This is a genomic window from Oligella urethralis DSM 7531, assembly GCF_000372065.1.
GTDB lineage: Bacteria > Pseudomonadota > Gammaproteobacteria > Burkholderiales > Burkholderiaceae_B > Oligella > Oligella urethralis.
Map to the genome: position 1 here is coordinate 1 of NZ_AQVB01000007.1, position 20,201 is coordinate 20,201.

Genomic DNA, 20,201 nt, shown 5'->3' on the forward strand with positions numbered 1-20,201 from the left:
CTTCCCCAGTTACTGCGTTGACTCCCTGTAAGATATGCCATCCTCAATCACATGTTAGGGCTGACTAAGTATTGGGCTTTGCGAGATTATGCACGCTTACCCCCCTAACCTGCCGAATCAGGTTCACTAACGCTATGGACATCTTACTTCCTATGGCTTCCTTCAGACCCTGCCGTTAGCCAGCAACGCCCTTGCCATTCGGATTATCTTCCCCTTAGTCAGGGTGATACAGGTCTCTTGCAACCTGTCGGGTTTGCCAACCTCGCTGGGCAAACACACAAAAAAAGCTGCGAATTAAAACCGCAGCTTTTTAATCGAGGAGGCCACTCACTTTTTAGCCTCGTCTTTTTCCAAACGTTTGTCTAGCTTTTTATTTGCTTCTTTAAAATCTTCATACCTGTCTTTACAGGTCTGGGTGAACTGCTCTAAATCACCCTCCATGGACTCAAAGGATGCTCTCAACTCCTCAGCTGCTTTTACAGCCGCGTCTTTAGCTTCGGGGAATCGATGCAAGCGATCCTCAAGCGCTTGGAAATAGTCTAAACACTCTTTAGGTAAATCATCGCGAGGAATAGCACTTAAGGGACTGTCATCACCCATCGCCTGCTCCACCGCCCCTGGCAGCTCTTCCTCAGTACCATCCCGAGACATCTTCTCAACCACCTCAGCTGAAGATGCTTCATTGCTGTCAGCCTTTTTAGGTTGAGGCTTATCTGGCGAGCCTGCACCAGCATAACCTGTACTCGCTGGACTACCAAGCGAGTTGGCTTCTTCAACGTGAGTGTCATTCGTATCAGTATTGCCGTGAGCTATTAAGGCAAACGAAGCGAATAATGTTGCTACTAATATTTTTACTTTCATCACACCACCTCTATTGTGAATGGTTAAAAAACTAAGCTAATAAACAATTAAGGGATATTAGTTAGTCGTGATTCAAACACTTCTAAAGCTATTTAAACCACATTTTGCAAACTCAGCTATCTCTGCCTCACTTGCGCTTCCTTTTTTTGCTTCACCAATATGATTAATAAAAGCAAAAGAAGTCAGTCAAGTGTAACCATCTCTTGTGATGAGCGCTATTACCAATCTATGTCAGATGCGACATATTATTACGAGCAGGAGATCAGTCTAACCATGTTTAGTTGGGATTCTTGCAGGCGGTCATGCTATTACTTGTTGACTATGATGAAACCTTCAGATCAGGCAAACCCTGCAGCTTCCTGAGAACACAAATGCTAAAAGCCACTCCGAAGAGTGGCTTTTTTATCTATTTATTCTACACGGCCAAGAAGCCATGCGAACAATTAGAAGCGGTGCTGTAAACCAACAACTGCTTGAGTTGCTGTAGCTTTCGCTTTACCGTTGAAGTTTTCGTAACGCTCTTTACCTTCAGCCCAACCGTAAGCTGCTACGCCGTATACGGAAGTGCGCTTAGATAAGCTGTGACGGTAGCCTAAAGCAAACTTGTGAGATTTAACTTTTACATTCTCATTCCACTCTTTGTTTTTAGAAGTGTTACCAGCGTAAGAGAACATAATCTTACCAGCATCACCCACAGGCGCAGATAAACCACCTAACCAAGAGTGCTGACGTAAACCTTCACCACCGATAGCAGCTGGATTGGTTCCGCGCATGTTAGAAAAAGCCGCAGCTGTTAAGTCACCGATACCAGCTTCTAAGTCGGCGTCAGGATTAACGTGACCATCAATTAAAGCACCGTACATTAAGTGCAACTTAACTACATCAAAGTCATAAGTAGCACCAACGTTCCATGCTTTAGTTTTAGTTCTTACGTCCTCAAGATTACCTGGATTAGTGTTCTTATGCTTACCATCAATATAGTCAAATGAAGCACCTAGATAGATAGGACCTGAAGTAAAGCCCAAACCAGTAGTTACACCAATTTGACGCTTAGTTTCTTTATAGCTACCAGTAGCAGTATTCGTCTTTTCTTCTTTATCAGAGTGAACTAAACCAAGACCAAACTGGAAACCGCTGTAGTTAGGAGTTACATACTTAATAACACCGTCGTTACGCTCAGATAACGAACTACCAAAAACTGCAGTAGCAGAAGCTAAACCACCACCAGTACCAAATGGATCAACAGGCGCTACAAAGGTATCAGCAGCGTTGTACTGACGACCGATAGTGAAAGTACCCCAGCTATCACCAGCCAAACCAACATAGGCCTGACGACCAAATAAGCGACCGCCCTGAGCTGATTTACCATTATTAAGATTAAAACCGCTCTCTAATACGAAGATAGCAGATGTACCGTTACCTAGGTCCTCTTTACCTTTTAGACCCCAACGGTTACCGTTAAGAACGCCACTATCAACACCATTTTCACGTACTCTTACCTTGTTGCCTTGGTAATCGCCGCGGAACTTAGTCTCAGTCTGTTTAAAACCGTAACCAGCGTCAACTAAACCGTATAAAGTGACAGATGATTCTGCGTGAGCAACACCGGCGAAACCGGTAACAAGAGCTGCAGCTAGCAAAGTCTTTTTCATTTGTTAAATCTCCGTAGATTTGAGTAATTAGAACAGTATTCGCAACATCCACTTGTTTGAATGACTGCCCTCTAAATATTCCACAAAGGGAAGATGTGTTTATTGCACCAAATTTTGAGTGTTTTGACTACTCTTAAACTCAAAATTCTCTTTTTTTTGTTGTTTTAGTCGCGCTTCTGTTGCCATGAGGCAACAAAAAAGAACTAAAACAACAACCCTAGGTCTTGCTGCTTGTTGGCACTCTTAAGAAAATACTTTAAGTTAGAGCCCCAACTACTTCATACAAACAAAACCAAACAACAACTTCAGTTTACCTGTTTTTAGCGATAAAACAACGTTTATGTTGTATAAGTGATACGTTTTTACTGTATTCTGTTATTTTTATACAACAAAAATACCTTAAATCTCACTTTTACGTAGCTTGTGCACAACAAGTCAAGCCAATGCAGTGCGCTTAATTTCCAAACACATCGTTGATATACACGACGACTCCCTTTATCCACCTACCTATTTTCTATAGGCAAACAAAAACCACTGCCGTAGCAGTGGTTCATATTGTGTCTTAGTCAGCAGAGGCCGAAGCCCCTACATCAATAATTATTTAGTCGACTAATTTCACTGAGCCTTTCATGATCGCAAAGTGACCAGGGAATGAGCAGAAGAACTCATAGCTCTCACCCTCTTCAAATACAGAAGGCTTAAACTTAACAGAGGTCTCCTCACCGCCACCAACCATATCGGTATGGGCGATGATGCGCTCATCGTCTTTATTTAAGTAGTCATTAGCAGGACCCGCTGCAGCTGCCTCAGTAGCGATAGCTTGTGCATCAGCAGCTTTAGAAATCACGACGTTATGACCCATAGCTGCTTTAGGTAAGTTACCAACGTGTTTAAGGTTAAGCGTCACCTCGTCGCATGACTTGCTGACTTCGATTTCCTTAACATTGTACTGCATGGCATCGTTACCCTCGATATTGATGGTGCACTCAGCAGCCATCGCAGGGGCAGCAGCAGACAATAAAGCAGCTAAAGCAAATGATTTGATTTTCATACTATTTTCTCCTAGCAAGTGGTAGGTTCAACTAAATTATAGTGAATTAGATGATAGCCTACCATTAATAAATACAATAGTGAAACCGAAATAGTAACAACTCCTGACACCCAGCTGTCATTCCGGTCGCCCTCTCTATAATATAGCCAGTTGCCAATTTATCAAGTAAATCTCGGGCACAAAGCTTGCGTTTAAGCAAAGCCTGGGGATTTAATCATCCACTAACTTACGTGACAATTCACGCGGCAAGGGGAAAGCGACATTTTCTTCAATCCCCTGCATTTTACGAACTGAAATAGCTCCTAACGCCTTGAGACGAGAAATCACGTCCTGCACTAGCACCTCAGGTGCCGATGCACCCGCCGTAATACCAATACGCTGCGCCCCCTCCAACCACTGAGGATTAATACACTCGGGCCCATCCACCAAATACGAGGGACAGCCTAGACGCTCAGCCACCTCGCGTAAACGGTTAGAGTTAGAACTATTAATACTCCCCACCACAAAAAACACATCACATTCAGGCGCCATCATTTTCACCGCATCCTGACGGTTTTGCGTAGCATAGCAAATATCGCTCTTTTTAGGCTCAACAATATTAGGAAAACGAGCCTTTAGTGCAGCCGTCACCTGAGAGGCATCATCCACCGATAAGGTGGTTTGAGTCACCAAAGCCAAACTATCTGGATTCTCAACCACCAGATTAGCTACATCCTCCGGCGTCTCCACCAGATGAATACGCCCCTCAGCCTGACCGAGGGTACCCTCAACCTCCGGGTGCCCCTTATGCCCAATCATGATAATTTCAAGATTGGCATTGTGCATTTTCTTCACCTCCATATGCACCTTGGTCACCAGCGGACATGTCGCATCAAAGACCTGCAGACCACGACGCTCCGCCTCCTCCCGCACAGCCAAAGAGACACCATGCGCAGAAAACACCACAATTGCACCCGCTGGCGCCTGATCCAGCTCCTCAATAAAAACCGCACCCTTGGCGCGCAAGGAGTCAACCACAAAGCGATTATGCACAATCTCGTGGCGCACGTAAATCGGCGCCCCATGAAGCTCCAAGGCTCTTTCTACAATATCAATGGCGCGGTCCACACCAGCACAGAAGCCGCGTGGCTCGGCTAAATAAATCTCAGCTTGCTGAGGCATGACTACATCACTCCCAGAATCTCTACATCCACCTTGATATCGACACCACTCAGCGGATGATTAAAATCAATTAAGGCACTGTCGCCATCCCAACCCATAAAAACGCCGGCATACTTGCTACCATCGGGTGCCATAAACTCAAGCATATCCTCCACCTCAAAATCCGCATCGGCACCCGCATGCTGATCAAGCAGCTGCTTAGACACATGGATTAATAAATCCGGATTACGCTCGCCATAGGCCTCTGCCGCAGCCACATGATAAGTCAGGCTATCGCCGTCCTTTAAACCAATTAATGGCGCTTCTAACCCTGGCAACCACTGACCAGAACCCAACAACAGGGTTGCCGGCTTAGCGTCGAAAGTATCAATAAATACCTGCCCCTTGCCCTTTCCAGAATCCAAGCTGATGCGGTAATGCAAGGTTAAATACGAATCTGCATGGACAATATTACTCACTTTTGCGTTTTTCCTGAGGCTTTAAGCCATAGTTAAGTTTCGATTAAACACTTATTGTACCTAAAATGAATACACCACATACATTTCAAGGCCAAGAGCGACCTAGAGAACGCTTATTACAGCATGGACCCAAAGTCCTAACCACTCCCGAACTACTTGCCGTGGTGCTAGGCACCGGTGCGCCTGGGCGCGATGCCGTGCAATTCAGTGCTGAATTACTGGAGCAATTTAGCGGTTTACGTAATTTATTAGCAGCCGACTATAGCGATTTGCGCCGCTTTAAAGGCATGGGTAATGCTAAAATCTGCCAGCTTCAAGCCATTAATGAACTAGCCGGACGCAGCATTGAGGAGGAGCTACGCCAAAGCGACACGCTCAACAATTCACAACTGGTAAAGCGCTATTGCATCAATCGCTTAGGGCATCTGGCGGTGGAGCATTGCATTGCCATTTATCTTGATGCTTGCTATCGACTCATTTGCTGCACTGAAGTTTCACGCGGCACCCTCAGCCGCACCACCGTCTACCCAAGGGAGGTGGCAGTGGAAGCACTCAAATTTAATGCCGCCGCCGTGATCCTTGCGCATAACCATCCCTCAGGCTCCGCTACCCCCAGTGAGTCAGATATCGCACTCACCAAGCACCTGCATAAGGCATTAGCACTGATTGATGTCACCCTACTGGATCATATCGTAGTGAGTCAAAAAGAGGCGAATTCACTATCAGAACTCGGGCTATTTTAACTAAAAAGTGGCGTTAGGTGATGGATACCCTGACGCCACTAGCTGTAAATGCGAGTGGGTGCAGCCTATTTAGGCCATGCGCTGAACCGCACTCGCTGGCAGTTGAGCCGCCGCCTTTTCATCAATAATAAAAAGTGTATTCGGATGCCGCTTAAGCATTGAGGCAGGCATTTGCTCATCATAGTCACTGGCATACAGTGCCGCCACCACGTCCGCTTTATTCGCACCCGTGGCAATAAAGAGGATCTGCTTAGCCTCCATAATATCTTTCATGCCCATGGTCACTGCGCGCGTTGGCACCTCATCCATGGAATCAAAAAAGCGACTATTATCGATACGTGTCTGCACGGACAAATCAATCACATGGGTGCGGCTATCAAAGGGCGTGCCCGGCTCATTAAAGCCGATATGACCATTACCACCTACCCCTAACAACTGCAAATCAATCCCACCATTGTCCATAATCTTTTGTGAATACTGCTCACAGTGCAGCTCAACATCCACAGGCGTACCATCCGGCACAAAGGTTTTAGACTTAGCAAAGTTCAGATGATCAAATAAATACCGATTCATATAGTAATGATAACTTTGCGGATGATCGGCCGATAAACCAATATACTCGTCCAAATTAAAGGAGCTCAACTGCGACACATCCAGTCCCTGCGCCTTCACGTCCTGACAAAAGCGCTCATACACCGGCTCCATGGTGCTACCAGTCGCCAACCCCAAGATCGCGGCAGGCTTATCCTTAATTAATTGAACTAAGCGCTCACTGACAAATTGAGCAACAGCAGATGGATCCTTAAAGACTAAAAACATGGTTTTGCAATATAAAAATGAGTGGGAAAGGTATTATAAAGTAATTCGAAAAGCGCTTTAAATGATTGCCATCAGCGCCACAAAAATCCCTCCTATGATAGTCAACAGCATGACAGTTAAGGGGTAAAAAACATGTTCAAATTGTTAAATCTAAACTATTGACACGCTCTTCAAGCGGATAACAAGGACATTCACTGTGAAACATCAAGTTACTTTCATATTCAGCCCCGATCAGCGCTTAGAATACACGCTTAACGACCTGGATCTTAGCGAGGCTTCCATTGAGGCAGCACAGCAGTGGCTCTACGCCAAATGGGAGGAGCTCGAGTGCGAGCCCTTTCGCCCCAGTGGTAAGGTGCTGCTATTAGACCGCATCCTAGGTATTGCGCAGGAGGTTGGTTACCATGAGCTAAACGATCATCCCGGCCTGGCTGAAAACTTTGCCAAGCATATTGCCATTGCCTTGGACTCCGCCCATGTTACGGTTGATATGCCAGCTCTGATCGTCGCCTCCTAATAGGCGCTGCCACGGCTAAGGCACTGATTTTACAGTGCCATTTTGAAAAGCCATTTAGCCTTTTCGCAACAAAAAGACGGATTTTTATCCGTCTTTACTTTTATTTGACAGGGATATTTGTTATACTGCCCTGCTATTAACAGGATACGTGGCCTCCATATGGTATGTGAGGTTGGCGACCCAATTAGCACTATATACGGATTTATCATGAAAGAAGGTATTCACCCTGAGTACCGCGATGTGGTTTTTTTAGACCAACAAACCGGTAATCATGTCATTATTCGCTCAACTGCACCAACACGTGAAACCATCGACATCGACGGCCAAACTTACCCGTTATACAAATGTGATGTGACTTCTGAATCACACCCTTTCTATACCGGTGCACAGACTCGCGTTGTTGAAACCGGTCGCGTTGAGCGCTTCCGCAATCGCTATGCAACTACAGCTGGCGCTTTAAAGAAGAAAAGCAACTAATCAGCATTGATTAGGGTAGTACAGAGAGCAGCCTGATGGGCTGCTTTTTTTATTGTTCAATCGCTCTAACAACGCACTGGCCTAAAGCCGATTTTAGACAGCGCTTAGTGAATATCTTGTTAAATTAGTTTAAACTACAGGGATTTACTAATCCTAATCTCAGCATTCAATCTGTGCCTTTACAAGAAATAAAAACACCTGCCCGCTTAACTGCGCCCACAACGCGTAAGCTACCTAGACAAACCTTACTCTGGGTAGGCTTGGCCTATGTGCTGTTCGGCCTATTTTTCAGGGACGCTTGGAAAACCGATGATGCAGTCGGCTTAGCCAGCATGTTACGAGCGATCCATGACGGCGGTGCGTATTTTATGGCGCCTTATATTGGTGATTTACCCGCCGTTGAACAGGGCCCTTTACTGCTCTGGATAGGCGCAGCCTTTGAAGCCGTTTTCAGCCCACTCTTTGCTTTATGGCTAAATCCCTTAGAATCGCAAATTGCCGCAGTGAAACTGGCAAACTTACTGTACTTTTATATTGTGCTGTATGGCATTTGGTATGGCTGCTATTTATTAGCGCACCGCCCCGAATGTCAACCCATGCCACTACCCTTTGGCGGCGATCCGGCACCACGTGATTACGGGCGGATGTTGGCAGATTGTGCCTTTTTATTCCTCATTGCCTGCTTCGGCATCCTGATGCGCATGCATGAGACCAGCTTTATCCCGCTACTGATGGCCTGCCACGCCCTAGTCTTTTACGGCTTTGTGCGTATTTTAGAGCTGCCTAAGCAAGCCTTATTCTTCTTAATTGCGGGTCTCAGTGGTAGCTTTTTTGCAGCCGGATTGATTGGTGTCTTTCCGCTCGTCCTTAGCGCTCTGATGCTGCTGTTTTACCCACACTACAATCATCAGCATAAACGGATACTGCTCATTGCACTCCTCATTAGTCTTGTCCTGGTAGGTGCTTGGTTATTGGCTATCAAATCTCAGCAACCCGAGTGGTTTAGTGCCTGGTTACAGTACAATCAAACGGCCTTTAGCGGCTATGGGCGTGACTTTTTAAGCTCACTCCGCGATTTAGCTTGGTTCCTTTTACCGCTTTGGCCCTTTGCCCTCTATAGCTTATGGCAATGGCGTTATTACTTTGCCGCACCGCATATCTTTATCCCAACCATCTTGAGTGCTGCTAATTTCGTTTTATTACTTCTGCTAAGTAATAGCTTTGAACCAGAATACGCACCGCTGGTGATACCAATGACCATACTAGCGGCGATGGCGATACCAACCATACGTCGTCACCTAATTAATGCCTTGGATTGGTACTCAATCATGGTCAATAGCTTAGCCATTGCCGTGATTTGGTTGGGTTGGATTGCCTTATACTTAGGCTGGCCAGCTAAAATTCACGCCAATATCACTCGCTTAGTGCCGGGCTTTGAAATTGAAATCCGTTGGTGGGCAGTGATTTTCAGTATGGTGGTGACAATTTTATGGTTTGCGGCGATTAACTGGCGCTTAAGACTCAAGCCCGAAGCGCTGTGGCGTGGCGTGGTGCTATTTGCCATTGGCCTGACTGCCTCTTGGCTGATTATCGTGGCACTATGGATGCCGGCGGTTGACTATAACCGCAGCTATAAATCCGTGGCCTATGAGCTCGCTGATGCGGTGCAAGCCCATGTTAAGAACGGCGAATGCATCCGCAGCGTGGGCGTTGGTCAAGGTCAATCAGCGCTATTTTATATATATGGGCAAACGATCCTCACCAAGAATGATGATTGTGAGTGGCTACTAACGCAAACCAATGAAAAGCGCCGTATTGGCCTCGATCATCTTTATTCCCGCTTGCCTGCCGCCGACCACTTAAGTAGTGGGGTCACGCTATGGCAAGGCAGTCGTGATAGCGATCGGCATGGTGAGTTATTCCGTCTCATTTCCTTGCCTGCACCGTTTTAATCATTTAAGCTCAACGAGTTTTACGTGTCCACGATTAATAAGCCCACGATCGTCCGCGATCCAGCGATTGAGCGAGTGGTGACGCTCGCAGCAAAAATTCTACGCCAAGTTTGGCCGATTCTTATCAGCCAATGGGTCGGGGTAGCCTTTGCCATCATTGATAGTGTGATGCTGGGTAACTTCAGTGTACAAGCCTTACAAACCATCTCGATTGCTGCCTCTATCTATGTCACCATCGTGATCAGCCTGATGGGCGTGATTCATGCCCTAATCCCGATCTGCGCTCAAACCATTGGCGCCAACAAACTGCATGAGGTGGGTGAGTTATTTGGGCAAGGGATTTGGATGTCGCTGCTTATCACCGTGATCGGCGCTATCGGCCTCCTCAATCCAGATTTTTTAATCAATTTAGCAGGCGAGCTATCACCTGAGGTACGCGCTGATGTTGCCAGCTACCTGCGCTACACCTTTTATGGCTTACCAGCAGCGCTGATGTTTCGTGTGGTTTATTCGATTTGTACGGCCAGTCAACGAGCCAGCACGGTGATGTATTTAAGCGTGGCCAGTTTACCCTTAAAGTTTTTTATTAACTGGTTATTGATTTTCGGTCATCTAGGATTTAGTCAAATGGGTAGTGATGGCGCTGGTATTTCCACCGCCGTCGTTTCTTGGTTCCAGCTAGTGGTTGGACTTTTACTGTTATTGCTTGACCCACACTATCAACGCTATCGACTACGACTTTCACGACCAAAACCGCATATCATCGCTGAAATCTTGCGTTTAGGTATTCCCATGGGCGCCTCCTATTTAGTGGAGATCTGTGCCTTTACCTTTATTACCTTGTTTGTGGCGCGTGAGGGTGCGTATGTATCCGCCAGCCATCAGATTTTATTTAATCTGATTTCTTTCACCTATATGATTCCAATGTCCATCGGCATTGCCACCGCAGCGCAGACCGCCCAAGCCCTCGGCGCCAGACAATGGGAAGTGGCACACCGCAGCGTGTTAGCGGGCTTTGCTTTGGCCATTGCAGGCTTCATCCTCACCATCGCCCTGGTGCTACTGATGAAAAACGAGATTATCGGGCTCTACACCCAGGATCCACAGGTCGCCTTGATTGCCGGCGGTTTATTAAGCTTCTTCCCCGTGATTCATTGCTGGGATGGCTTACAATGTCTCAACACCTACGCCCTACGCGCCCATCGCATTGCCACCGTACCCTTTATCTTACAAACGGTCTGCCTACTCGGCATCGGTATCGGCATCGGCTTTTACTTCGGCTTTGGTGCAGGCAAAGGCCAGCTTGCGTTGATTACCCAGGTCTTAATGCCCCATTCCACCACGGGCTTGGCTAGCCTCTGGTTAATGAATGCCCTCAGTTTAATGGTTTGTTCATTGGTTTTACACAGTTGGTATTGGTATGTCTACAGAAAAAACAAGGTTTAGCATTCCCTTTTGGCTATATATTATGGCGGCTTTAGCGATTGTGGGACCAGCCTCGATTGACCTGTACCTGCCAAGCTTTCCAGTGATTGCGAGTGACTTTGCGGTACCGCAAAATCGTGTGGAATTGAGCGTCTCCGCCTTTTTATTTGGACTGTCTTTTTCACAAATTATTGTCGGCCCCCTCACCGACCGCTTCGGTCGCAAAGGGCCGCTCATGGTCGGTGCACTACTCTATTTAGCGGCCAGTTTACTCTGCTCCTTTGCGCCCAACTTTGAGTTTTTACTGATAGGACGTGCTTTGCAAGCTATGGGCGCAGCCTGTTTTATGACCATTTCCCGAGCGGTGGTGCGCGATCACTACAGCACCCAAGAGGCCGCCAATGCCATGACCCTACTCATGCTACTCACTGGCATGGCACCAGTGGTGGCACCCATGATTGGTGCCATACTGGCGAGCTTTAGTAGTTGGCGCGGGCTATTTATGATGCTCGCCACCTATGGCTTGATTAGCTTTTTACTGGTGGCTTTTTGCTTTAAGGAGTCCCTACCTAAAGAAAATCGTCTACACATCAGCCCCGCCCTTATCGCTAAGAACTATGTGGAATTGCTTTTTGACCGTAGCTTTATCGGCTTTTCACTGGCAGCCGGTTTCAGTATGGGGGCAATGTTTGCCTTTATCGCTTCCTCCTCCACGGTACTGATGGAAACCTTTACCTTAAGTCCAAATCAATTTGCGTGGAGCTTTGGCATCGTAGCCTTTGGCCTGATGATAGGCTCCCAAAGTTGCGGCTTTTTATTACGTCGCCATATTCCTGTCTTGCTACTCTATCGCATCGCAGCCTACTGGACCGTGGCGGTGCTAGCGCTTGGCGTAATCTTATCACTCAGCGGCAGGGTCAATTTAAGTGTTTTTATGGTGGTGATGTTTAGCTTTACCGTCGGCCTTGGCATGATTAACCCTACCGCCCCCATTCTCGCTTTAAAAAAACAAGGCCATCGCCTAGGCATGGCTTCCGCCCTAACCGGCGCCACACTCTTTTTATTCGGCACCTGCTCCAGTGCCATTGTCAGCCATTGGCATACGGGGACTGAGCTACCCCTATTTGCAACGATGCTACTCTTTGCGCTGTTGGCATTATTCTTCGGGCGCGTGGTCGCAAGCGTTAACTAAGTCAGACGGTTGTTGTTTAAAACCCGCGGTTAGGCAGGTTTTTGCGCTTTGATGGGGTATTTTTTGAGGAAAAGACGAATAAGTTATTGATTTATGCCAAAAATCAAGCTATGATGCTAGGTTCCATAGTGGATGCTATGGGCTCTAAGAAGGCCGGCTTGGGCCAACAACCAAGCCTATAAATCAACGATGTAATTAACGAGGTAATTCACATGGCTAAAGTCTGCCAAGTCACCGGTAAGCGCCCTATGTCCGGTAATAAAGTATCACATGCGCAAAACAAAACTAAGCGTCGCTTCCTGCCTAACCTTCAGTCCCGTCGTTTCTGGGTAGAGAGTGAGCAGCGCTGGGTACGTTTACGTATTTCCACCAGTGCTTTACGCACTATCGATAAAAAGGGTATTGATGCCGTTTTAGCCGAAATGCGCGCTAATGGTCAAAGCGTTTAATCGCCGGTCATGCATCATAGAATTTAAATTTAAAGGAACATATCATGGCTAAAGGTATTCGCGAAAAAATCAAATTAGAATCAACTGCCGGCACAGGTCACTTCTACACCACCACTAAAAACAAGCGTAACACGCCTGACAAGATGGTATTTAAAAAGTACGACCCAGTTGTACGCAAGCACGTTGAGTACAAGGAAACCAGACTTAAGTAGTCCTAAGTCTCAGGGTTTTAAAAAAGCTTCTCATAGTTATTGAGAAGCTTTTTTTATGGGCAAGCTCTGCCAAGGGGATAGCCCACCGTGCATCAGAGGGAGGGCTAATCCATCACCGCATCCTAAATTGCCATAGTTCGTTTCAGCAACCAGTCTTTTGTCTCACCCGTAACATAGGGTGATAAACGCTCACGCACCTCAGCATGATAGCTGTTGAGCCATGCTCGCTCCGTCTCGGTGAGCAGTGCCACATCAATGCAGCGCGTGTCGATGGGGCATAATGTCAGGGTTTCAAAGCGCAAAAACTCACCGAACTCCGTCTTGTAAGCGCTTTGGTTTAGCACTAGGTTTTCAATCCGTACCCCCCATTGACCGGTGCGATAAAGACCCGGCTCGTTCGAGGTGATCATACCCTCTTTCATCTCCGTATGCGCTCGACCAAAGCCATAGTGCGAGATCACTTGTGGCCCTTCATGTACATTCAGAAAATAGCCGACCCCATGACCGGTGCCGTGACCAAAATCTAAACCATGTTGCCATAAAGGCAATCGTGCAATGGCATCTAGATTCGGCCCCGGCTCATTCACCGGAAACACCGCCATCGATAGATTCACCATCCCCTTTAACACCAAGGTCACGTCTTTTTTATGGGCAGCAGTGATCGTGCCAATCGGTACCACCCGGGTAATATCCGTTGTACCATCAAGATATTGCCCACCGGAATCGATGAGCAATAAACCATCACCCTCCAACATCGCATGGTTCTCAGGTAAGGCACGATAATGCGGTAAGGCGCCGTTGGCATTAAAGCCAGCAATGGTCGCAAAACTGGGACATACAAAATCCGGCTGCCTTGCGCGCGCCTCCGTAATCAGGCTATCCACATCCAGCTCAGACAGCTGCTCCCCCGCTTGTAGGCGTCGTTCAAACTCCGCAAAGAACTCACATAAGGCGGCCCCGTCTTTTTCCATCGCATGACGGATATGGGCAATTTCCTTGGCAGTTTTTTGGGCTTTAAACCCCTGCGATGGGTTTAATCGCAATTGCACTTGCTTCATATAGGGCTGTACGATAGCCCATGCCGTACGCACCGGATCAATCAGTAGTGAGCAGGTATCATCGTCTGCCAACTGCGCTGCTAACACCGCTTGCACCGCCTCATAGGGTTTAAGCACCACCCCATCGTGCAGCAACTGTTGCTTCAGTTCGGGCGAGAGCTTTTGCTCATCCACAAATAAATAGGCATCCGCTTCAGAAAGCAACAGGTGGGACAAAAAGACCGGATTATAGTCTACATCACTACCCCGAAGATTCAATAGCCAAGCAATATCATCTAAGGAAGAAATCAGATGCCAGCTGGCGCCAAGCTCCTGCATGGCCTGACGCACACGACCGATTTTCTTACGCCGTGGTGCACCCGCAAAACGCTCCTCATGCTCGTAGATCGGTGCTTGCGGTAACGGCGGACGCGCAGTCCAAAAGGCATCTAATAATTCCAAATCCACCTGCATCGCTAACTCAGCTGCGGCAAACTGCTGCTCTAATTGTTGTGCTTGCGCGACGCTAAGGGCCATGCCATTCACCCCCACCACCTGAGCGGGTGATAGCTGTGCGCAAATCCACTGCTCAAGACTTGGCACTCCCTTAGCCCCTAGCTTCATCAGCTCGATACCAGAGCCCTGTAATTGTGCTTCCGCCTGTACCCAATAGCGACTATCCGTCCACAACGCTGCTTGCTTTTGTGTCACTGCCATAAAACCGGCTGAGCCTGTAAAACCACTTAAATACTCACGTTGTGACCAATGCTCGGGCAAATACTCGGACAGATGGGGATCGGCTGAATAAACTATCCAAGCCGACAGGCCATGTGCCTCCATGTGCTCTCTTAAAGCCTGAATTTTTTGTGGAACTGTTAAAATCTTCATATAGTTACTAGCTAATATCGTTTCGAACTAATTTCTATTGTAAAGGATCAACGTCGTATGCGTTTATTCATTATTGTAGGGGCCATCTTCGGCTTCCTCGGCGTGGCCTTAGGCGCCTTTGGCGCACATGGTCTAAAGCAGATGGTGGGCACCGAGCAATTAGCGGTTTGGCAAACTGGGGTGCAATATCAGATGTACCATAGTCTAGCGCTCCTAAGCGTGCCATTATTAGCCCTTAGCCTCGTGCACCCAGGCATTGCACGTTGGGCGGGCTGGGCTTTTGTGCTAGGTGTATTGCTATTTTCAGGTAGTCTTTATGCCATTGTACTGTTAGGCGTCAAAACACTGGGCTTGATCACACCCATTGGTGGTCTATTTTTTCTAGCGGGCTGGTTATTACTACTCGTGGCGACTATTAAAAAATAGTCCCTCACTAACACGGCGGCGGCCAGTATCCCTACCAACCACCGCCGCCGCGATTAAGCATTAAGCTAAGTGCTGAACTAGTTTAGTCCGGAAATTAACTTCACACCGGTTTTGTCTTGAATCTCTTCAAAGCTCACCTCTGGTGCTAGCTCGATCACCTTGAGCCCTGCATCAGTCACCTCCATCACACCGAGGTCAGTGATAATCATATCGACCACGCCCACACCGGTTAGGGGTAAATCACATTCAGGCAGGATTTTTTTAGAAATACTGCCATCCTTGCCCTTGGCCACATGATCCATCACGACGACTACACGCTGCACCCCGGCCACTAAGTCCATGGCACCGCCCATGCCCTTAACCATCTTGCCCGGGATCATCCAGTTAGCTAAATCCCCCTTTTCAGAAACCTGCATGGCACCAAGAATCGCGAGGTTAATTTTACCACCACGAATCATGCCGAAGGAATCCGCAGAAGAAAAGAAAGAGGAACCGGGAATGGTGGTAATCGTCTGCTTACCTGCATTAATCAAATCGGGGTCCACCTCGTCCTCTGTCGGGAAAGGACCAATACCTAATAAGCCGTTTTCAGACTGCAGCCATACCGTAATATCCTCTGGTACGTAGTTAGACACGAGGGTCGGGATACCGATACCTAAATTTACATAGAAGCCGTCTTCTAATTCTTTGGCCGCACGAGCAGCCATTTGATCACGAGTCCATGCCATGTTAATACCTCCCTATCCTAAGCCTGACGCACGGTGCGTTGTTCAATACGTTTTTCTGGATTGCTATTTACCACGATACGATGCACAAAAATACCCGGTAAATGAATTTCATCTGCATCGAGCTCACCGACCTCGACCACTTCCTCTACCTCCACAATGGTGATTTTGCCGGCGGCAGCAACGTTAGGATTGAAATTACGGGCAGTCTTACTGAAAACGAGGTTACCACTGCGATCTGCCTTTTGTGCTTTGACCAGTGATACATCTGGCACAATCGCGGTCTCTAGAATATAACGCTTACCATTAAACTCACGCTCTTCCTTGCCCTCAGCCACTAAGGTACCCACACCCGCTGGGGTAAAAAAGGCAGGAATACCAGCGCCACCAGCGCGTAGACGCTCAGCCAAGGTACCCTGAGGATTGAACTCAAGCTCTAATTCACCGGATAGATATTGACGCTCAAACTCCTTATTTTCACCTACATAAGAGGCGATCATCTTTTTAATTTGGCGCGTATTAAGCAACATACCCAAACCAAAACCGTCGACACCGGCGTTGTTACTCACGCAGGTCAAGTTCTGCACACCTGAATCACGCAAGGCTAAAATTAAGGCCTCGGGAATACCGCATAAACCGAAGCCGCCAATGCCAATGGTCTGGCCATCAGCAACAACACCCTCTAACGCAGCGGCGGCGCTTTCAAATACCTTATCCATATCTCTCCTAGTTAACCCGATAAGTGGGGAATTTATTATTGGTGAATATTGTCAATGCTACACCAAAACCGGCGCAGCACGCACTAAAATCCTTTGCGCAACTCATAATTCTAGCAAAGCCTAAGCACAATACAAATGCGCAATAATCCCTAGCATAGAATGCCATTTGCCACCTGTGAGGATTTTATCAGCTCATCTTAGCTTAACAAACGATTACGATTTATCCTTTAAGTGACAGAACAATGTAAAATAATAAGTTTAACTAGTGATATTCTTTCATATATTTGACATCAAAATACATTTAATCAGGGAGTAGAGGCATGAGTGAACGTGAATCCATGGAATTTGATGTAGTGATCGTCGGCGGTGGTCCAGCTGGTCTAGCCACTGCGATTCGTTTAAAGCAGTTAGCGGCAGAGGCTGATCAAGACATTGAAATCTGTGTGGTCGAAAAAGGTGGTGAGATTGGGGCGCATATTTTATCCGGCGCCATCATGGATCCCATCGCGTTAAATGAGCTTATCCCTGACTGGAAGGAGCGCGGAGCCCCGCTCACAGTTGAGGTGACTGAGGATCAATTTTTATTTCTCAGTGAAAATGGCGCTAAAAAAACACCGGACTTTCTCTTACCCCCTAACTTTAAAAACCACGGCAACTACATTGTACGTTTAGGTGATGTCACCAAATGGTTAGGTGAGCAGGCGGAGGAGCTAGGAGTCAATATCTTCGCTGGTTTTGCTGCAACTGAGGTACTTTACGATGACAATGGCGCAGTAAAAGGCATTGTCACCGGTGATATGGGTGTTAATCGCGATGGCACGCATTCTGACAACTATACCCCCGGCTACGAGCTACTTGCTAAATACACTGTCTTTGCCGAGGGTGCGCGTGGTCAATTGGGTCGTCAACTGATTGCCAAGTTCAATTTAGACAAAGACGCCGATCCGCAGAGTTACGGTATCGGCATTAAGGAGATGTGGGAGGTTAAGCCAGAACAGTCTAAGCCTGGTCTAGCCATTCACACCTCGGGCTGGCCTTTAGATAGCAAGACCTATGGCGGTACTTTCCTCTACCACTTGGATAATAACCTCGTGGTCGTTGGCATGGTGGTGGGTCTAGACTATGAAAACCCGTATCTATCACCGTTTGAGGAGTTTCAACGCTTTAAAACACATCCGAGCATTCGTACCACCTTTGAGGGTGGTAAGCGCATTGCTTACGGTGCGCGTGCGATTACAGCGGGCGGTTTATTATCGCTACCTAAGTTGGTATTCCCGGGCGGCGCCTTAGTGGGCTGTGATGCCGGCTTCCTTAATGCCTCACGGATTAAGGGAAGCCATGCGGCCATCAAATCGGGTAAGCTCTGTGCCGAAGCGATTTTCGAGGCCCTTAAAGGGATTGATCAGAGCGTCGAAAACCCAGTTTATCCGCAGTTGGATGCCTATCCTAAGGCCTTTGAAGCCTCTTGGCTACACGAGGAGCTCAATAAGGCGCGTAACTTCAAGCAATGGTTTAAAAAGGGTCTATATGTCGGTGCCTTAATGACCGGTATTGAGCAGTTACTCTTTAAAGGGAAAATGCCTTGGACGATTCACCGCAACAAGGCTGATCACGAGTGCTTAAAACCAGCCGCTGAGTGCACTAAGATTGACTATCCTAAACCTGATGGCGTGTTGACCTTTGACCGCTTAAGCTCGGTCTTTTTATCCAATACCCACCACGACGATAATCAGCCAATTCACTTAACCCTCAAAGATGCGACCGTGCCTGTGCGTGTGAATCTAGCAAAATACGCCGGTCCAGAGCAACGCTATTGCCCTGCCGGGGTGTATGAGTTTACCAAGGACGATCAGGGCGAGGATCAGTTACAGATTAACGCTGAGAACTGCGTACACTGTAAAACCTGTGATATCAAGGATCCGACGCAAAATATTGTGTGGGTAGCGCCACAAGGCGGCGAGGGTCCGGTGTATTCGGGTATGTAGTTAGCGCTTTGCCTTAGTTCGGTTAGGCAGCGCTTGCGCTTAGCTCACCAGAGTAGCCATCTGATGGCGGGTTCATCCCGTTCTCACATCAGATGGCTTTATTTTTTGCTGCAGGTAGCGAGCGCCATCAATTCAATCAAATCGAAGCGACGCGACACGATTAATTTCAAGCACTTATACAACACTTCTTAGAAACCACCTCACGTGTTACAAAAAAGATTTTTAAACAGTGGGGCCTTGATTATGAGCTGATGCTTTAGACTTCAATCAATGGCGCTAGATACTTTAAATGCGAATTATTCTCTTCCAGACTAGGTCTTATATGGCTCTGCAGCAAACACAATTAGTTTAAACTTGGATTTAGCAACAAATACGCCTTGTTTTGAGCTTAAGTTTTATTACATCTACGATAATAACAACCTTGCGATTTACAATTTAGTAGGACAAAACCTCATCTAATGCCTTGTAACTCCTTGGAATTTTATATAAAATCTTACTACTTGCTCGCAAGTGAAAACCTTACTATTCTAATTATATTGTTACCTTTTTTTGTGATATGGCTCAATTAAACTTTGCAAAATCACACGGGTTTCAGGTTTTCTGCCAAAAATTATTTGTAGTAACTGGATTTATTGCAGGACTGACGTTTAGTAGCGTCACTATGGCAGATAATCAGAAGGACGTGATCGGTGACTTGATTATTCAATCAAGCATCAAACAAAGCGCTGTTTCTATTAACAATACCCCCGCTTCTACTGAGTGGCGTGCTGACTTAAATGACCCCATCGGTCAGTTACTCAGCCAGACTAAAGCTGATCTAGGTAGTAAAAACGCTGCCGTACAGCTAAGCACCCCAACCACCGCTTCTGGTGAGTTAGCGCAAGCTGCGCTTAACTACTTAGGTGTTAGATATCGTTTTGGCGGTACCTCGCCTAGCAGTGGCTTTGACTGCAGCGGTTTAATTCACTACATTGCGAATAAGCACTTAGGCATGGAGATTCCACGCGTGGCCGCTTCTCAGGCGCAATTAGGCACGGCTGTTAAGCGCAGTGAGTTGCAGCCCGGTGATTTGGTATTTTTTAATACCCGCGGTGCCCGCAATTCTCACGTTGGCGTTTACTTAGGCAATAACGAGTTCGTGCATGCCCCCCGTTCAGGTGCTGTCGTTCGTGTCGAGAAAATCAGTTCCTACTGGGATAAGCGCTGGAACGGCGCCCGTCGTTTAAGCGGTACTAAGACTCACTTCTAGACGTCTAATTTTAGCGGTGCGATAGACCCTATCGCCTGATACAGAAAAGCAGCTCCATATCTTCTGATGTGGAGCTCTTTTTATGGGCGCATAACGATGACGCCCAATCAAAAAAGCCTCCGAAATTTAGCTGAACAAAGCCAAATTCAGAGGCAGAAAACGATAAATATAAAAACTAGTTTGAATAAATAAGCTGCAGGCTA

At 47.1% G+C, this 20,201-nt stretch carries 20 protein-coding genes; 11 read left to right on the forward strand and 9 right to left on the reverse strand.

Going from position 1 to position 20,201, the window contains the following annotated elements; all coding sequences use genetic code 11:
- Positions 1 to 327: 327 nt before the first annotated feature.
- The 5 genes from A3GA_RS0105430 to A3GA_RS0105450 form a co-directional block, all read right to left on the reverse strand.
- Positions 328 to 861 carry a hypothetical protein gene (locus A3GA_RS0105430; protein ID WP_018026379.1) on the reverse strand — a complete coding sequence of 178 codons (534 nt, stop codon included), beginning with the start codon at positions 859 to 861 and terminating at the stop codon, positions 328 to 330.
- A gap of 443 nt (positions 862 to 1,304) precedes the next feature.
- A complete protein-coding gene (locus A3GA_RS0105435; RefSeq protein ID WP_018026380.1) occupies positions 1,305 to 2,513 on the reverse strand; it encodes a porin in 1,209 nt (402 codons plus the stop codon).
- A 601-nt stretch (positions 2,514 to 3,114) separates the two neighbouring features.
- Positions 3,115 to 3,564 (reverse strand): azurin, encoded by a 450-nt coding sequence (gene azu, locus A3GA_RS0105440; protein ID WP_018026381.1) that lies wholly within the window; start codon positions 3,562 to 3,564, stop codon positions 3,115 to 3,117.
- Positions 3,565 to 3,774: 210 nt separating this feature from the next.
- Positions 3,775 to 4,725 (reverse strand): 4-hydroxy-3-methylbut-2-enyl diphosphate reductase, encoded by a 951-nt coding sequence (gene ispH, locus A3GA_RS0105445; RefSeq protein WP_018026382.1) that lies wholly within the window; start codon positions 4,723 to 4,725, stop codon positions 3,775 to 3,777.
- Between the two features lie 2 nt (positions 4,726 to 4,727).
- Entirely contained in the window at positions 4,728 to 5,183 is a 456-nt protein-coding gene (locus A3GA_RS0105450) for an FKBP-type peptidyl-prolyl cis-trans isomerase (RefSeq protein WP_018026383.1), read from the reverse strand.
- Between the two features lie 65 nt (positions 5,184 to 5,248).
- Here A3GA_RS0105450 and radC point away from each other — a divergent pair, with 65 nt between their 5' ends.
- Positions 5,249 to 5,926 carry a RadC family protein gene (radC, locus tag A3GA_RS0105455; protein WP_018026384.1) on the forward strand — a complete coding sequence of 226 codons (678 nt, stop codon included), beginning with the start codon at positions 5,249 to 5,251 and terminating at the stop codon, positions 5,924 to 5,926.
- Positions 5,927 to 5,995: 69 nt separating this feature from the next.
- Here radC and nagB read toward each other — a convergent pair whose 3' ends face one another.
- Positions 5,996 to 6,745: a glucosamine-6-phosphate deaminase gene (nagB, locus tag A3GA_RS0105460; protein ID WP_018026385.1), complete on the reverse strand. Its 750-nt coding sequence runs from the start codon at positions 6,743 to 6,745 to the stop codon at positions 5,996 to 5,998.
- Positions 6,746 to 6,941: 196 nt separating this feature from the next.
- Between nagB and A3GA_RS0105465 the strand changes: the two genes are divergently transcribed.
- The 7 genes from A3GA_RS0105465 (at position 6,942) to rpmG (ending at position 12,969) form a co-directional block, all read left to right on the forward strand.
- Positions 6,942 to 7,262 carry a hypothetical protein gene (locus A3GA_RS0105465; protein WP_018026386.1) on the forward strand — a complete coding sequence of 107 codons (321 nt, stop codon included), beginning with the start codon at positions 6,942 to 6,944 and terminating at the stop codon, positions 7,260 to 7,262.
- Between the two features lie 207 nt (positions 7,263 to 7,469).
- Entirely contained in the window at positions 7,470 to 7,739 is a 270-nt protein-coding gene (locus A3GA_RS0105470; protein WP_018026387.1) for a type B 50S ribosomal protein L31, read from the forward strand.
- Positions 7,740 to 7,912: 173 nt separating this feature from the next.
- On the forward strand, positions 7,913 to 9,691 hold the full coding sequence (locus tag A3GA_RS0105475) for an ArnT family glycosyltransferase (RefSeq protein WP_018026388.1): 1,779 nt from the start codon (positions 7,913 to 7,915) through the stop codon (positions 9,689 to 9,691).
- A gap of 24 nt (positions 9,692 to 9,715) precedes the next feature.
- Positions 9,716 to 11,137, forward strand: a complete 1,422-nt coding sequence (locus A3GA_RS0105480; RefSeq protein ID WP_018026389.1) for an MATE family efflux transporter — start codon at positions 9,716 to 9,718, stop codon at positions 11,135 to 11,137.
- Entirely contained in the window at positions 11,112 to 12,308 is a 1,197-nt protein-coding gene (locus A3GA_RS0105485) for a multidrug effflux MFS transporter (protein ID WP_244264047.1), read from the forward strand. Before A3GA_RS0105480 ends, A3GA_RS0105485 begins: the two co-directional genes overlap by 26 nt.
- Positions 12,309 to 12,520: 212 nt before the next feature.
- Positions 12,521 to 12,757, forward strand: a complete 237-nt coding sequence (gene rpmB / locus A3GA_RS0105495; protein WP_018026392.1) for a 50S ribosomal protein L28 — start codon at positions 12,521 to 12,523, stop codon at positions 12,755 to 12,757.
- A gap of 44 nt (positions 12,758 to 12,801) precedes the next feature.
- Positions 12,802 to 12,969, forward strand: a complete 168-nt coding sequence (gene rpmG / locus A3GA_RS0105500) for a 50S ribosomal protein L33 (protein WP_018026393.1) — start codon at positions 12,802 to 12,804, stop codon at positions 12,967 to 12,969.
- Between the two features lie 122 nt (positions 12,970 to 13,091).
- On the opposite strand, the gene A3GA_RS0105505 is transcribed toward rpmG, so the two are convergent.
- Entirely contained in the window at positions 13,092 to 14,894 is a 1,803-nt protein-coding gene (locus A3GA_RS0105505; protein WP_040614104.1) for an aminopeptidase P family protein, read from the reverse strand.
- Between the two features lie 57 nt (positions 14,895 to 14,951).
- On the opposite strand from A3GA_RS0105505, the gene A3GA_RS0105510 reads away from it, so the two are divergent.
- Entirely contained in the window at positions 14,952 to 15,320 is a 369-nt protein-coding gene (locus tag A3GA_RS0105510; RefSeq protein ID WP_018026395.1) for a DUF423 domain-containing protein, read from the forward strand.
- Between the two features lie 77 nt (positions 15,321 to 15,397).
- Here A3GA_RS0105510 and A3GA_RS0105515 read toward each other — a convergent pair whose 3' ends face one another.
- Together A3GA_RS0105515 and A3GA_RS0105520 are read right to left on the reverse strand one after the other, a co-directional pair.
- The gene (locus A3GA_RS0105515; protein WP_018026396.1) at positions 15,398 to 16,048 is read right to left on the reverse strand and encodes a 3-oxoacid CoA-transferase subunit B; all 651 of its coding nucleotides are present in this window, start codon (positions 16,046 to 16,048) and stop codon (positions 15,398 to 15,400) included.
- 17 nt (positions 16,049 to 16,065) lie between these two features.
- Entirely contained in the window at positions 16,066 to 16,764 is a 699-nt protein-coding gene (locus A3GA_RS0105520; RefSeq protein WP_018026397.1) for a CoA transferase subunit A, read from the reverse strand.
- Positions 16,765 to 17,084: 320 nt separating this feature from the next.
- Here A3GA_RS0105520 and A3GA_RS0105525 point away from each other — a divergent pair, with 320 nt between their 5' ends.
- Together A3GA_RS0105525 and A3GA_RS0105530 are read left to right on the forward strand one after the other, a co-directional pair.
- Positions 17,085 to 18,749, forward strand: a complete 1,665-nt coding sequence (locus A3GA_RS0105525) for an electron transfer flavoprotein-ubiquinone oxidoreductase (protein WP_018026398.1) — start codon at positions 17,085 to 17,087, stop codon at positions 18,747 to 18,749.
- Positions 18,750 to 19,410: 661 nt separating this feature from the next.
- On the forward strand, positions 19,411 to 19,998 hold the full coding sequence (locus A3GA_RS0105530; protein WP_018026399.1) for a C40 family peptidase: 588 nt from the start codon (positions 19,411 to 19,413) through the stop codon (positions 19,996 to 19,998).
- The last annotated feature ends 203 nt before the right edge of the window (positions 19,999 to 20,201 follow it).

Excerpts from the sequence above, each read along its gene's own strand:
- A3GA_RS0105430 (WP_018026379.1), bottom strand. The coding sequence starts at position 861 with ATGAAAGTAAAAATATTAGTAGCAACATTATTCGCTTCGTTTGCCTTA.
- A3GA_RS0105435 (WP_018026380.1), bottom strand. The coding sequence starts at position 2,513 with ATGAAAAAGACTTTGCTAGCTGCAGCTCTTGTTACCGGTTTCGCCGGT.
- azu (WP_018026381.1), bottom strand. The coding sequence starts at position 3,564 with ATGAAAATCAAATCATTTGCTTTAGCTGCTTTATTGTCTGCTGCTGCC.
- ispH (WP_018026382.1), bottom strand. The coding sequence starts at position 4,725 with ATGCCTCAGCAAGCTGAGATTTATTTAGCCGAGCCACGCGGCTTCTGT.
- radC (WP_018026384.1), top strand. The coding sequence starts at position 5,249 with ATGAATACACCACATACATTTCAAGGCCAAGAGCGACCTAGAGAACGC.
- nagB (WP_018026385.1), bottom strand. The coding sequence starts at position 6,745 with ATGTTTTTAGTCTTTAAGGATCCATCTGCTGTTGCTCAATTTGTCAGT.
- A3GA_RS0105470 (WP_018026387.1), top strand. The coding sequence starts at position 7,470 with ATGAAAGAAGGTATTCACCCTGAGTACCGCGATGTGGTTTTTTTAGAC.
- A3GA_RS0105485 (WP_244264047.1), top strand. The coding sequence starts at position 11,112 with ATGTCTACAGAAAAAACAAGGTTTAGCATTCCCTTTTGGCTATATATT.
- rpmB (WP_018026392.1), top strand. The coding sequence starts at position 12,521 with ATGGCTAAAGTCTGCCAAGTCACCGGTAAGCGCCCTATGTCCGGTAAT.
- rpmG (WP_018026393.1), top strand. The coding sequence starts at position 12,802 with ATGGCTAAAGGTATTCGCGAAAAAATCAAATTAGAATCAACTGCCGGC.
- A3GA_RS0105505 (WP_040614104.1), bottom strand. The coding sequence starts at position 14,894 with ATGAAGATTTTAACAGTTCCACAAAAAATTCAGGCTTTAAGAGAGCAC.
- A3GA_RS0105510 (WP_018026395.1), top strand. The coding sequence starts at position 14,952 with ATGCGTTTATTCATTATTGTAGGGGCCATCTTCGGCTTCCTCGGCGTG.
- A3GA_RS0105515 (WP_018026396.1), bottom strand. The coding sequence starts at position 16,048 with ATGGCATGGACTCGTGATCAAATGGCTGCTCGTGCGGCCAAAGAATTA.
- A3GA_RS0105520 (WP_018026397.1), bottom strand. The coding sequence starts at position 16,764 with ATGGATAAGGTATTTGAAAGCGCCGCCGCTGCGTTAGAGGGTGTTGTT.
- A3GA_RS0105525 (WP_018026398.1), top strand. The coding sequence starts at position 17,085 with ATGAGTGAACGTGAATCCATGGAATTTGATGTAGTGATCGTCGGCGGT.
- A3GA_RS0105530 (WP_018026399.1), top strand. The coding sequence starts at position 19,411 with ATGGCAGATAATCAGAAGGACGTGATCGGTGACTTGATTATTCAATCA.